12 protein-coding genes are annotated in these 13137 nt (G+C 34.6%); 5 read left to right on the top strand and 7 right to left on the bottom strand.

Annotation, left to right across the window (positions count from 1 at the left end):
• Nucleotides 1-8: 8 nt before the first annotated feature.
• Genes INQ25_RS02925 through ribF form a run of 4 tightly spaced genes read right to left on the bottom strand, consistent with a single transcriptional unit; the run spans nt 9 to nt 4090 of the window.
• Nucleotides 9-1328: a M16 family metallopeptidase gene (locus INQ25_RS02925; RefSeq protein ID WP_213863024.1), complete on the bottom strand. Its 1320-nt coding sequence runs from the start codon at nt 1326-1328 to the stop codon at nt 9-11.
• Entirely contained in the window at nt 1315-2655 is a 1341-nt protein-coding gene (locus tag INQ25_RS02920; RefSeq protein WP_010082492.1) for a M16 family metallopeptidase, read from the bottom strand. Before INQ25_RS02920 ends, INQ25_RS02925 begins: the two co-directional genes overlap by 14 nt.
• Before the next feature lie 29 nt (nt 2656-2684).
• A complete protein-coding gene (gene lspA, locus INQ25_RS02915; protein ID WP_006279329.1) occupies nt 2685-3161 on the bottom strand; it encodes a signal peptidase II in 477 nt (158 codons plus the stop codon).
• A complete protein-coding gene (gene ribF / locus INQ25_RS02910; RefSeq protein ID WP_010082493.1) occupies nt 3158-4090 on the bottom strand; it encodes a riboflavin biosynthesis protein RibF in 933 nt (310 codons plus the stop codon). Before ribF ends, lspA begins: the two co-directional genes overlap by 4 nt.
• A gap of 68 nt (nt 4091-4158) precedes the next feature.
• Between ribF and grxC the strand changes: the two genes are divergently transcribed.
• From grxC to INQ25_RS02885, 5 genes are all read left to right on the top strand, one after another.
• A complete protein-coding gene (gene grxC, locus INQ25_RS02905) occupies nt 4159-4497 on the top strand; it encodes a glutaredoxin 3 (protein ID WP_213863023.1) in 339 nt (112 codons plus the stop codon).
• 115 nt (nt 4498-4612) lie between these two features.
• Nucleotides 4613-5485 (top strand): hypothetical protein, encoded by an 873-nt coding sequence (locus tag INQ25_RS02900; RefSeq protein ID WP_007550039.1) that lies wholly within the window; start codon nt 4613-4615, stop codon nt 5483-5485.
• Nucleotides 5486-6330: 845 nt separating this feature from the next.
• Nucleotides 6331-6930, top strand: a complete 600-nt coding sequence (locus tag INQ25_RS02895) for a peroxiredoxin (RefSeq protein WP_155969063.1) — start codon at nt 6331-6333, stop codon at nt 6928-6930.
• A complete protein-coding gene (trxB, locus tag INQ25_RS02890; RefSeq protein WP_213863022.1) occupies nt 6917-7855 on the top strand; it encodes a thioredoxin-disulfide reductase in 939 nt (312 codons plus the stop codon). The genes INQ25_RS02895 and trxB overlap by 14 nt, the downstream gene beginning before the upstream one ends.
• An 85-nt stretch (nt 7856-7940) precedes the next feature.
• Entirely contained in the window at nt 7941-9719 is a 1779-nt protein-coding gene (locus INQ25_RS02885) for an ankyrin repeat domain-containing protein (RefSeq protein WP_246484079.1), read from the top strand.
• Here INQ25_RS02885 and INQ25_RS02880 read toward each other — a convergent pair.
• The 3 genes from INQ25_RS02880 to INQ25_RS02870 are packed head-to-tail and all read right to left on the bottom strand — an operon-like array spanning nt 9664 to nt 13071.
• Complete coding sequence (locus INQ25_RS02880) at nt 9664-10596, bottom strand: tyrosine recombinase XerC (RefSeq protein ID WP_213863021.1); 933 nt, start codon at nt 10594-10596, stop codon at nt 9664-9666. The genes INQ25_RS02885 and INQ25_RS02880 overlap by 56 nt on opposite strands.
• Before the next feature lie 2 nt (nt 10597-10598).
• A complete protein-coding gene (lpdA, locus tag INQ25_RS02875; protein WP_213863020.1) occupies nt 10599-11969 on the bottom strand; it encodes a dihydrolipoyl dehydrogenase in 1371 nt (456 codons plus the stop codon).
• Nucleotides 11962-13071 carry an outer membrane protein assembly factor BamB family protein gene (locus INQ25_RS02870; RefSeq protein WP_213863019.1) on the bottom strand — a complete coding sequence of 370 codons (1110 nt, stop codon included), beginning with the start codon at nt 13069-13071 and terminating at the stop codon, nt 11962-11964. Before INQ25_RS02870 ends, lpdA begins: the two co-directional genes overlap by 8 nt.
• Between the last annotated feature and the right edge of the window lie 66 nt (nt 13072-13137).

The following is a 13137-nucleotide window of genomic DNA, read 5'->3' as shown; positions in this document are numbered from 1 at the left end:
TGTAATAATTATTGACCTTGAGCGTTTTTTCCAACTTCAACAAAAAATAAATTTTCAGGTTCCAGTAAAGAACTTGCCAGTTCGTTTACTTCCTCTAATTTAACATCATTAATGATATCCGCATAATTATTTATACGGTTAACATCACGATCATTTATCTGCATATTATCTAGCAGCGTTGCTGTATTTGTGTTATTGGACAGGAAAAGGACAAGATTATTTACCAAGCCAATTTTTGCATCCTTGAACAATTGTTCGTCAATTCCTTGCTTTTTTATTCTGCTAAATGTATCTTTTACTGCTGATATAGCTTTGCCAGCAGTAGAACTATCAGTACTTATAAATCCAGATATAATATTTCCATGTTTATTGGAAATAATACTTGCATAAACACCATAAGTAATACCCAAGTTTTGCCTCAGTTCTGTCATTAATATTGAATTCAGCCTCATGCCACCAAGTGCATCAATTAAGACACCAGCGTTATAATAATTAGGATCTTCATAAGCTATACCTTTTTGAGCAAAAAGTATCACACTCTGTGGTATATCCATAAAAATATTCTTACTTTCTGCAGAACCAAAATTATTTTTTACAGGTATTTTTCTAACTTTTGATCTTTTTGACGGCAATTTAGATAAATATTTATCTAATAGCGTAATAATTTCTTCTTTTTTTGTACAACCAGCAACACTGATAACTATGTTATCTTTAGCAAAATTACGCTTTATGTATGTTAAAACATCGTCTCTAGTAATGCTCATTATAGTATCAAGAGTACCGTACACACTTTTTGAGTAAGGATGTTTTTTAAACAATAACGTATCTAATTCTTTTCCAGCAACAAAATAAGGATTTTTTTCAAGATTATTAAAATCAACTTTGGCTTTCTCGAAAACTCTATTCAACCCTTCAGGGTCAACTTTAGGACGCATTATAGTATCGCTCAGTAATGAAATTGCTTCCTCTAGATTGTCAGACAAAGTATTTAATGAAACCCTAAATGCTTCTAAATCAGCAATAAAATTTAAACTAATCCCTTTATCTTCAAGCTTTTTCGCAAAATCTTTGGCATCATTTTTTCCTGCCCCTTCTTGGATTACAAGAGAAGTAAACCAAGCAAGCCCCTGTTTTTCCTTATTCTCATACACATAACCTGCATCCTTGAACGATATATTTAGTGAAACTTTTGGCAAATCATGATTTTCTACAAATAAAAACTTAAATCCTTTACGGGTAGTGACCTCCTCTATATTTAGGTTACCACTTGCTTGTAAATTAAAGCCTAGACAGAAAAAAAATAGAAATATAATTTTACTTATTCTCATTATTATCTCCTTTTGGTAATAAACGACCAATTAACTTATTAGCAGAAAAAATAGCACGGATTTTATTATTTACATCCTCTAGATTGACATCATTAATCTTGCTATATGAAATATCTATTTCATCAAGTGGAATACCAAGTGCAAGGTGTGGCACATAGAACATCGCTATATGAGTTAAGTCAGATAGATTATCAAACTGTGCTGCCTTATACCTATATTTTGAGCTTTGTAATTCCTCGCTCGTCACCCCTTTAGATACGAAGCCATTAATAGCATTATCTAACTCTCTTTCAACAATATCTAAATTAGCGCCACTTTTTGGAATTATCATAATATCAATGTAGCCATCACTAAAAGCTAGGCTATTATAATAAGCAAACACTGATACTGCCACATCTTTATCTAAAACCAAATCTTTATACAGTTTGCTGGATTTGCCGCCACCTAAAATGTCAACCGCTAAATGAGCAGCAGAGGCTTCATTTATGTGATCAAATAAGGGAACACGATAACGAAAATATAAAACTGATTCTTTTACTTCAGTGCTCTCTAAGGTCACCGATAGACCTGCATTATGCACTGGATCCTGATTTGGGTAATTTCTCATTACAGGCTTAGCTTTAATTTCGCCATATTTTTCTTCTGCTAATTTCACTACTTCATCAAGTTCCACATCACCCACAATCAGTAATATTGCATTGCCGGAGTGATAATAGTTATCATGAAACCTCGTTATGTCATCCAAATTGTAAGTTTTGATATCGCTCTCCCAGCCGATAACAGACCTACCATAGCCAGTACGGTAAAATGCACTATCCATTTCTTCCCATAACAAGTTATGAGGTTGGTTATCAAATCTCATCTTTCTTTCTTCTAATACGATGTTTTTTTCTCTATCTATTTTGTCTTGAGTAACATTAAAGCTGCCCATTCTATCTGCTTCAACTTCCATTGCAAGTGGTAAATCTTTTTTGGGGATCAACTCAAAATAACAGGTATATTCTTTAGTGGTAAATGCGTTAAATTGAGCCCCAATGCTACTCATAGTGGCTTCTATATCTGTGAACTTCCCTGTAGTTTCAAACATTAAATGTTCAAAGTAGTGAGCCAATCCTGCTTTGCCGATTGGATCATCCATTCCCCCAACTTTGTATATTACTGCATGTAAAACGGCTGGAATCCGATGATTAGAAACAACATAAACATCTAGTCCGTTACTGAGTTTAGTATATTTTATGTTGTGCTCTATGTTTAAAGCATTCGAAGAAATTGGGTAAGTAAAAAAAAGTACAGGTAGTATAAGAAAACTAAAAAACTTATGAAGCATTATTTCGACCTAATATAAAAACAATTATTTTATTCCTCATTTTGTTTAGAAATAAGCATATCGTATATATACCACTTATATAACAATGTAAACATTCCACAAACTATAGATAAATCTGCTAAATTAAAGGCTGGCCAATACCAATCATCAATATGAAAATATATGAAATCATATACAGCTCCCCAATAGATCCTATCAACTACGTTTCCGATTGCTCCACCAATCATCAGAGAAAAACCAAGGTAAGTTGACTGATCGTCAGACTTGTATATCAAATATGCAAGTATACCAATTATTAGTATTGAAAATGCTGAAAAAAAGAAACCGCCATGTGGTAAAGCGCTACACATTCCAAAACTAATACCTGAATTCCAAACTTCAACTAGTTTTATAAAACTAGCGATCTCAATTGATTCTCCTTCATCAATCAATGAGTTTATGTACAATTTGCTCGTTTGGTCAATCAATACTATAATTAATATAACAACTAAGCATAACTTTTTCATAAATTTGCCTTTAACCTATAAACTTTAAGTATATCATAATTTATCTGTTTTGTTAACTCCTCAATACTATGGAATTTTTTTTCTGACCTTATGAATTTTAAAAGTTGTATATTGACTTTATGACTATATACGTCTTCATCAAAATCGAATATGTGCATTTCTATTATAGGCTTTTTCAGATCCTTAAAAGTAGGTCTCATACCAATATTGACTACTCCATATAACCAATTTGGATTACTATCAGGAAAAGTCACTCTAGCGTAATATGTGCCAAACTTAGGTTTTATCATGCAATCTTCTATAGGAATATTTATGGTTGGAAATCCTATTTCTCTACCTCTACATGCACCTTTTGTCACAACACCAGAAACTTGATAAGGCCTGCCGAGCAATTTATTAGCAATTTCTATTTCGCCCCTTTGTACATACTCCCTTATTGAAGAAGAAGAGCAAATTTTGCCGTCAATTGTTAATGGCTCTAATTTAGTCAAAGAGTATCCATATATTTCAGAATATTTCTCTAGAGTTAATATATTACCCAATCGTTTATGACCAAAAGTGCAATTTTCTCCGACAATTATGTGTTTAGCGCCATATTTATCTATTAAAATCTCACTGATAAAGTCATCGCAGCTAACCTCAGAAAAACCTCTATTAAAATTAATAATATATAAGTAATCTATACCATAGCTGCTGATTAGTTCCTTTTTTTGTTCTTGGTCTATTAACCTAAAATTGTTTCTACCAAATAAAACAGTTGATGGGTGAGGCTCAAAAGTTAAAACTGCAGAGGGTAATCCTCTTTCTTGTGCTACCTTCTTTAGAGTAGAAATTGCAAACTCGTGTCCTAAATGAATGCCATCGAAATTTCCGAAGGTTAGTGCTATATTATTTTCTATTCCTTGCTCACAATTATAAATAATTTTCATACAATTTGATGTTTTTACATGTTTCTTATATATAATAACTATATTTTAGTAAGCTACGGAGATAAATTGTGAAAAATGTTGTGATATATGTAAAGAAGGGCTGTCCATACTGCATAAGGGTAAAGGATTTACTAGATAAAAAAGGTGTGAAGTATGAAGAAATTGATGTGCTCAAAAACTCAGATCTATTTAACGACATAAAATCAAAGTATAACGTTAGAACAGTTCCACAGATTTTTATCAACGATAAGCACATTGGGGGGTGTGACAAATTGATGGATCTTGAAAAAGAAGGAAAGTTGGATGATATGCTAAATAATAATGACAATCACACTGATGTCACAACCTACACAAACAGCAATGATGAATGTGGAGAGTGTGTTATACCACATGATGATTTTATGTAACTTTTTATCTTGTTTTGTCGTGTAATACGTAAATGAAAACTAGTATGCTCACTTTAAACAATTCTTAATGAATTAAAAATACAATTCATTCAGTGAGTTTTTTTAGTGGGAAAAAATGACAAAAAATATTTCAATTATTAGCAGAAACTTAATTAGTATCGAATTAGTTAACAAACAAGATTTAGAGAATTTCATCAAGATTTTCACAGTGCTTGATAAACATATAGCAGCTAAAACACTTTTTACAGAAGAAGTGAGAATAGAGTATAAACAACACAACGGCATAGAAGTTGTTGAATTGCTAAAAGATACAGACTTTACATATCATGAGGTTGAAAATGTATTGAACCACCTGAGTAAACATGGAATGAAGGTGCCCAGCAGTGTTATAGCACACACCCTTTTTGCTGCATACAATCATGCACTTGAATTTAAGGATGTAGCATTTTCCTTTTCTGAAGGCTCTCCACAATTTAACATCAGAGTGAGTAAGAACACCTTCATAATAACTCCTATGAGTGAGGAGAATTTGGAATTGAATTCACAAAGTAGCAAGAAATTAATAGAGTCGTTACAGAGCGAAAAAAATATTTATGATTGTATAGTAGAAGAAAATACCATTAAAGTTATAGTGCATTCTGAAATACATCAAGCTATAAATTTGATTATAAAATCACTGATAAAGTCTCGCCTTTTAGCAAAAGAGGAAGAAGGAAAATTCAAAGAGAAATTGAGACAACTTGCTTTTAAGGATCAAGCTTTTGTTGAGTATTCCAGTATCAAAACCATCAGTAGGTATCCACATAATCATCCTCTGAGAAAGCATGAAAGTGTTACTAAGGATATAGAAAATATTTTATGTGATTTCATAGCAAATGAGAATAGCGAGTTCGCTATAGAGCGGTTAAATAGGCTGAGCTCAGCAGTTTCTCCGGATACTCCAAGAATCATCACTAAAACTATAGATAAACTTGTTAAGTTTCACTAAGATATACGAGAGCCAATAGATTTCTTGTATTACCTTTTGTCATCCAAGTAGCCTTGGCTACTTGGTTCTTTTTTTGGGTTCCAGCTATGTACATAGCTGTATGAACATTGTAGCCGTTATTCAAGTAGCCCGCAGAAGCGAAAAACTTACTTGACAAACTCCGCCAACTCCCTTATCATGAAACTGAAGCTATTTATTTATCTTCTCTGTACAGATTAAATGACAAAAAAACTCACGTATCTGGCGTCTCATGTTTAATTTTTTGCACTATGTGCACCTTATGTCTTTATAAAACTTCTAGGTTTTTACCTAATATAAGCTAAAATGCGCTTATAAAGCATTTAAAACATAAAAAAACGCCAACTTAAAAAATGGATAGTGAATAACTAGCTACCCTAGGGTTTCTTTTGCCTTTTTTTCTGTTTAGTAAATTTCTTAATGTTTATAATTTAGATTAGTTGCGGCTTAAAAGCAACTGAATCGCGGTTATTAAACGTTTAGAATAAAAAAACGCCATACTTGAAAGTATAATGTAAGTAATTAGCCAACCACGGGGCTTCTTTTGCCTTTTTTTTGTTTGGTAAATTTTTTAACATTTATAGCTAAACGACAACCGTCATCCCGCTACTTGTGAGCGGCTGAGATACCGTGGCGGTATGACGGTTCGCGGTGGCATGACGTAGAATTTTATACTCACCAACTCAGTATTCCAACCTGGATTGTATCTTATCGGTAAAAAAGAAGAGCTATTTTAGGAAGTTTTTATAGGACTAAAACTAAAGAAAACTTGCATATAAGTTTATCAAGATGTAAAATTAGAGTTGTTTTAAAAGAATAGGTCAATTATGAATCTTGTAACAAAATCTGCTATCGATTTTACTGCTCCAGCTGTTCTCTCCGGCGGAGAAATTGTTGATGATTTCTGTCTGAGTAAGCGCATAAAAAATAAGTATGCTGTCCTTTTTTTCTATCCACTTGATTTTACTTTTGTTTGCCCAACTGAATTGATATCGCTCAATAATAGAATAAATGAGTTTGCAAAGCGTGGTGTTGAAGTGATAGGAATAAGTGTAGATTCAAAATTTTCACATTATAAATGGCGAAACACTCCAGTTAATGATGGTGGTATTGGAGAGATTAGCTACACTTTAGTGTCTGATATCAAAAAGTCTATATCAAGAGACTATGGGGTCTTATATGATGACTCAATTGCGCTGAGAGCAACTTTCGTTATTGATGATAAATTTATTGTACGTCATCAATCGATAAATGATTTGCCTTTAGGGCGTAATATCGATGAATTCGTTAGAATCGTTGATGCAATTAAACATAATGAAGAGCATGGTGAGGTGTGTCCAGCAGGGTGGAAAAAAGGTAAGCCAGCAATGCAGGCAAGCGATGAAGGAGTAGCTGATTATCTAAACTCATACAGTGAAGAATTATAAATTTAGTACAAAAGTTCTTATTATTGGATCTGGGGCAGCGGGTTATGCTGCCGCTATATATGCAGCACGTGCAAACTTAGAGCCAATTATAGTAACGGGAATGCAGCCTGGTGGTCAGCTTACAATTACTACAGATGTTGAAAACTATCCTGGTTTTGTTTCAATACAGGGTCCAGAACTAATGGAGCAAATGAGGTTGCATGCAGAAAAGGTTGGAGCAAAAATAATAGATGATGAGATAAAAAGCGTTGAACAACTTGAGGATTCTAATGAGTATAGGTTTAGATCTTCTGGTAATACTAATGACTACTATTCAGATGCAATTATAATTGCATCCGGTGCGCAAGCAAAATGGCTTGGTCTCAAGAGTGAAAAAGAATTTCAAGGTTACGGAGTTTCAGCTTGTGCAACTTGTGATGGTGCGTTTTTTAGGAATAAAGTTGTAGCCGTGATTGGTGGTGGAAACACTGCTGTTGAAGAAGCAATATTTTTAACTCGATTTGCCAAAGAAGTGATATTAATACACAGGCGTGATAAATTGAGAGCGGAAAAAGTAATGCAAGATAGGCTCTTTAAAAATGATAAAATAAAAGTAATGTGGAACCATACCGTAGAGCAGATTCTTGGAGAAGAAAATCCGAAAAAAGTTACTGGTATTATAGTTAAATCAACGGAAGCTCAAGAATTAAAAGTGGATGGAGTGTTCATTGCAATTGGGCATGCACCAAATACAGGTATTTTTAAAGGCTTTGTTGAAATGGATCAGCAGGGTTATATAATTACAAAACCTGGAACAACTTTAACTAGTAAAGCAGGAGTGTTTGCTGCAGGTGATGTTCAAGATAAGGTATATCGTCAGGCAGTAGTTGCAGCAGGAACAGGATGCATGGCTGCGCTTGATGCAGAAAAGTTTTTGGAGTCGTAGTTAATTCTAGGATTTTAGATAAATTGCTTGCAATTTTCCTTTTCTTTTACATAATTATGTTAGTAAATTATTAGATGGGTTTAATATGCCTTATGGAGAGAATAGGACAAATACTAATGGTTACAGATATCAGAGAACTCTAGATGCACCGACACAAAAGTTATTTAAAGCTATTGATGATGAAAACCTAGAAGCTTTTAAACAAGCTTTGGAAGGAGATGCGGATGTTAATGCGTTTGATGAAGAAGGCACGACACCTTTGATGTCTATTGCTAGAGCCTGTGATGTCACTTATGGTAGACAACCCATGTTAGAAAAAATGGCTAAATTGCTTATACAAAATAGCAGTATCGATATTAACGCTCGAAGTAGGGAATATGTTTATGAGGAAAGGCAAAAGAAAGACAGCCAAGGTCATGTAGTTTTTCAATACCTTGGAAAAGAAATAGTACGTGATGGTTTTTTGGGTTCCAAGCGCTTTACACTAAGAAATGGACGGGGATCAATAAACGCTAGTAAATTCAAGTACATTGATAGTAATGAAATAGTAACGAAAGATGATAATGAACCTATATGGTTTACTACTGATCATTTTGTAGGATATCATGAAGAAAATATTGGTTTCAAGGTTTTGACAGAAAGCTATGACGGTGTAAAGGAGGAGGTAAGGACACCCTTAATACAAAAAAATACAGCCCTACATATTGCTTGCCAAGTTGGAGCTAGAGATATGGTAAAAATATTGCTCACGCACCCAAATGCAAGCACTAATGTCAGAAATTATAAATATAAAAGCTCTGTGAATTGTATTGCAAGAGGATTTGAGGACACAATAAAACTAGAATTAGAAAGAGCACAGAAAGGAAAAGAATTATTAGATGCTCTTTCTAGCGGAAACATTTACCAAGCGAAAAGACCATTAAATCAAGAATTTAACCCTAATTGCTGGAAAAGAAGCCGAAATGAAGAAATAGAAACGCTGCTTAGCTTAATTATTCAATCATGTTTACAAGGAATAACATTAGATAACGAAGAAGTATTGACTAAACTTTTAAAACATAAAGACCTAGATTTTAGTCAAATAAAGCCAATACAAGATATAGAGAAAAATCCATGGGTGAAGCAAATAATTGAACAAGCCATTAAAGAGCGATTAACCGGTACTATTAATAGAAAAGATCTAGATGATGTAAAAGAATTGGTAAAGGATAATTGCTTCATAAATCGTGCAATTGTTACTGCTGCATTGAGAAATGCTAGTGAGCCAACTGAGTCCATTAAAAATTATCTAAATGAAAAATTTCCTGCAAGTGTGGAACAACCTGTGGCAAATACGAATAATATACCAGCAGGTTTTGAGCGAGCTTTTCAAGAAGTTGTAATTGAGCTTGAAAAAATAAAAGCTCAACTTGCAGAAACAGAGCAAGAGCTGGATAGTGCAAAGCAAGAGAAATTAAGTCAGCAAGCAAGGATTAGCGCTCTTACTAATCAAGTAGCTCGACTGACTGAAGAAAGAGATAGGCTTTCATCAGAAAATAGACTGCTCCGTACTAAAAGTCTGAGTAATAAAAACGAAAAATCCTCGCAAGCAATTTCTCCTGGTAGAAAACTAAGCAACTACGCTTCTGCTGCTTTTGTGTTGTCTGGAGCGTTTGCTGTTGGTGCATGTTTAGCAGTTTTATACGATTATCCAGTAATAGGTGCTTGTCTTGCAGCAGTTGCACTTGTTCTTCTTTTAGTAGGATATTTTTTATACAAAGGAGATGAAAAAGACATAGGACCTGGTAGTGCCACAGATAATCCTCGAGTTACAAGGGTTTTGGCTTCTTCTCCAAACTTTGTTGGAAATTCTTATACATATTAAAAACATCTTGATAATTGAGGTGAGTGTAAACTTGAGTAGTTTCCAGGCTTGAATGGCCAAGCAGTTGTTGTATTGATCTTATGTCAATATCTTCCTGAAGCAAATGAGTAGCAAAACTATGACGAAATGCATGTGGAGATAAGATTTCTGGCAGATTTAATATTCTCCTTATTTTCTGCAAACGATTAGCCACATAAGTTCTTCCCAATTTTTTTCCTCTTACTCCCAAAAAAAGATATTGTGTTTCATTATTAGTGCCAAGATAAGGACAGGCTTTTACATATTCTTGTATACACTTTTTTACTACCGGAAGAATGAATACCTGCCTTTGTTTATCTCCCTTACCTGTTACTATTAAACTTTCATTGTTAATATCACTAACCCTAAGGTTCAACGCTTCACTGATTCTTAAGCCTGTACCATATAGCAGGACGATAATCGCAATTTCTCTTTTTACCACCCAAGGTTCACCCAGGTCGGATAGTTTCATTTCTTTCAATAAAGTTTTTATATTAGGTATTGATAATGCTTTGGGCAGAGTTCTTCTCTGAATTGGCCTTGATAAGGAAAATACAGCTTCATTGTCTATATTGTGGTTATTTTTTATGTACTTGAAGAAATTTCTGATTACTGAGAGTGCTCGAGTGTTGGATCTTGCATTTACACCTCTTGCGTAACGAGAGGTAAGCCAACTTCTTAACTCAGGTATACTTAAATTTTTCAGAGTACCAACATTTACTTCTCCACCAATGTGAGTATTTAGGAAACTTATAAGATCCTTCAAGTCCCTCATGTATGATTCCAAAGTGTTTGGTGAATAAGATCTGTTGCACCTCAGCCACTCATACCATTTTTCAATGATCGAACCGAGGTCCACAATTATTTTTTAAAGAAAGCATCGATGCACGCATCTCGAAAGGCTTCATTTATATCAGGATGAGAGTGACAAATTCTGTATATATCCTCTGCTGCTGCGCCATATGCCATTGCAACCGCTGCTTCGTTTATTAGCGTGTCAGCGTATGCTCCTATGATATGCACACCTAGTATTGTATCTGCTCTGCTACAAGTCAGCACTTTCACGAATCCTTCAGCATCATCAGTGATTTTTGCTCTGCCGTTTGCAGCAAATTGACATTTACCAACTTTGTATTCACGGCCAGCATTTTTGAGTTCCTCTTCGGTTTTACCAATCGAAGAAACCGCAGGGTGAGTGTAAATGACAGATGGTATGATTCCATAATCAACGTGAGGTACTTGCCCAGCGATTATCTCTGCAACTGCTACCCCTTCTTCCTCTGCTTTATGAGCAAGCATTGCTCCACCGATCACATCACCAATAGCAAATATTCCTTTCACATTAGTTTCATATCTGTTGTTAACTTGAACGAAACCACGACTGTCTTTCTCTATTTTTTCAAGACCCTCAGTGCATGGTTTGCGTCCTGCTGCAACCAGCACCTTATCTGCTTCTATAGTATTTGTTTGGTTATCTTGAGCAGAGCAAACTTTCACACTCAAAGAATTACTACTTTGTTTTATCTCCTCAACTTTAGTGCTAAGTAAAAATTTTATTCCTTGTTTTTGTAGACTAGAAAGTAGAGACTTACTTAATTCTCCATCCATTGCTGCAGCGATTCTGTCAAAAAATTCTACTACAGTGACTTCAGACCCTAGCCTCCTCCATACAGAAGACATTTCAAGCCCTATTGCCCCAGCTCCGATTACGACAAGTTTTTTTGGTACTTCAGTTAAAGATAGTGCACCGGTGGAAGAAATAATGTCTTTCTCATCGATATTAATTCCTGGCAAAGAAATAACGTCAGAACCGGTTGCAATTACTATATTTTTTGTCTTCAGCACCTTACCTTCAACTGAAACTTCAAGATTACCTTGGTCAAAAGAAGCAAGCCCATTGATTTTAGTGATTTTGTGAAGGTTAAACAGATATTCTATACCTTTTCCAAGTTCCTGAACTCTGGCGTCCTTATAGCCTAGCATTTCTTTTAAATCGAAACTTGCGTCCTTAATTTTTATGCCAAGCTTCGACAGATCATTTTTCGTGTGAGCATACTGATAGGAAGAATGGAGCAATGCTTTGGAGGGTATGCACCCAACCCGCAGGCACGTACCACCAAAAATGCTATTTTTATCTATGCAGGCAACTTTCAATCCAAGTTTTGCAGCAGCGATAGCACACTTATAGCCTCCTGGGCCACCACCTATAACAATTAAATCATAATCAGTCATAAAAAACAAACCTATTTTCTAAAGAATAAACACCTTTTCCCTCAGTTGTTACATATATCTTATTGCGAGTAAACACTGGAGTGTGAAACACATTACCAGGTACTTTGACTACCTTTCCTGCACTTTCAGATCCCGGAAAAGCAAACATTGAACTTTTATTGCTTGTCACCCACAGTGTATGGGCATGCATAATTGGAGCAAATAGTTGCGTATTTTCTATTAAATCAGATGCCCAGACTGTTTCTCCATTTTTTATATCCAGGCCAATTATTTTATCGTCTTTAGTAACTATAAAAATTCTTCCGCCTTCTTTTTGTTTCTTTACAGGAATGAGAGGACTGTAATATGATTCAATGTCTGATACACTTTTTACTTGCAGTGACTTTGACCATAAAATATTTCCTGATTTCACGTCAATGCCATAAATATAAGAATTATTTGTAGCTATTAAAGTATCGCCAAGTACTCTCGGTGTAGTAGTTACATCTGTGAGCTGTGTATCCAAAAGGTTTGTAGCCAATTTTTGGCTCCACAATTTTTTACCGTCTTCATTAAAAGCTATTAACTCACCATTTGAAAATGGTGCTATTATTTTATCATTAGAAATTGCTGGCGATATGGAATACAAACCTCGAACCTCATTGATACCGTTTTGATAAGTCCAAACGGAGCTGCCATCTTTTATATCAAACACGTACAGATAATTATCAATAGTCAATACTGCCAATTTATTATTTATTACTGCTGCTTTCCCTCTTACTGGAGCTCTCAATTCTTTTTCCCACTCAATCTTGCCGGTTTTTGCATCTATTGTGTGTAGAACGTTATCCACTATAAAGAAAACATTTCCTCCGTGACGCAATAGGCTCATGTTACCAATTTTTTTCCTATGTGAGAGGTGTAATTTCCAATTCATAGCCTTTGAGTTATCAATATCAAAGGAATATAAAGCGCCGTGCTTATCTGATAAAATAACGCTATCTTCTGTAAGCACTGGAGCTACATATCCTTGAGATAGTTTTTTACCCACCAGACTTATTCGCTCGCTTGCCATTGTGTAACTGCTACACAATAACATTATCATGACAATTATTACTTTCATTATTTATTGAAAACAAGATTCATTAATATACATCTTAAGAACCTTAATTACAATGGAAATGTTCTT

Origin of the sequence: Wolbachia endosymbiont of Rhagoletis cerasi, assembly GCF_018454475.1 — a bacterium.
Taxonomy (GTDB): Bacteria; Pseudomonadota; Alphaproteobacteria; order Rickettsiales; family Anaplasmataceae; genus Wolbachia; species Wolbachia pipientis.
This window is presented reverse-complemented; position numbering and strand designations above follow the sequence as displayed.

What these genes read in the sequence shown, in the direction of transcription:
- INQ25_RS02925 (WP_213863024.1), bottom strand. Translation starts at nt 1,328, where the DNA reads ATGAGAATAAGTAAAATTATATTTCTATTTTTTTTCTGTCTAGGCTTT.
- INQ25_RS02920 (WP_010082492.1), bottom strand. Translation starts at nt 2,655, where the DNA reads ATGCTTCATAAGTTTTTTAGTTTTCTTATACTACCTGTACTTTTTTTT.
- lspA (WP_006279329.1), bottom strand. Translation starts at nt 3,161, where the DNA reads ATGAAAAAGTTATGCTTAGTTGTTATATTAATTATAGTATTGATTGAC.
- ribF (WP_010082493.1), bottom strand. Translation starts at nt 4,090, where the DNA reads ATGAAAATTATTTATAATTGTGAGCAAGGAATAGAAAATAATATAGCA.
- INQ25_RS02900 (WP_007550039.1), top strand. Translation starts at nt 4,613, where the DNA reads ATGACAAAAAATATTTCAATTATTAGCAGAAACTTAATTAGTATCGAA.
- INQ25_RS02895 (WP_155969063.1), top strand. Translation starts at nt 6,331, where the DNA reads ATGAATCTTGTAACAAAATCTGCTATCGATTTTACTGCTCCAGCTGTT.
- INQ25_RS02885 (WP_246484079.1), top strand. Translation starts at nt 7,941, where the DNA reads ATGCCTTATGGAGAGAATAGGACAAATACTAATGGTTACAGATATCAG.
- lpdA (WP_213863020.1), bottom strand. Translation starts at nt 11,969, where the DNA reads ATGACTGATTATGATTTAATTGTTATAGGTGGTGGCCCAGGAGGCTAT.
- INQ25_RS02870 (WP_213863019.1), bottom strand. Translation starts at nt 13,071, where the DNA reads ATGAAAGTAATAATTGTCATGATAATGTTATTGTGTAGCAGTTACACA.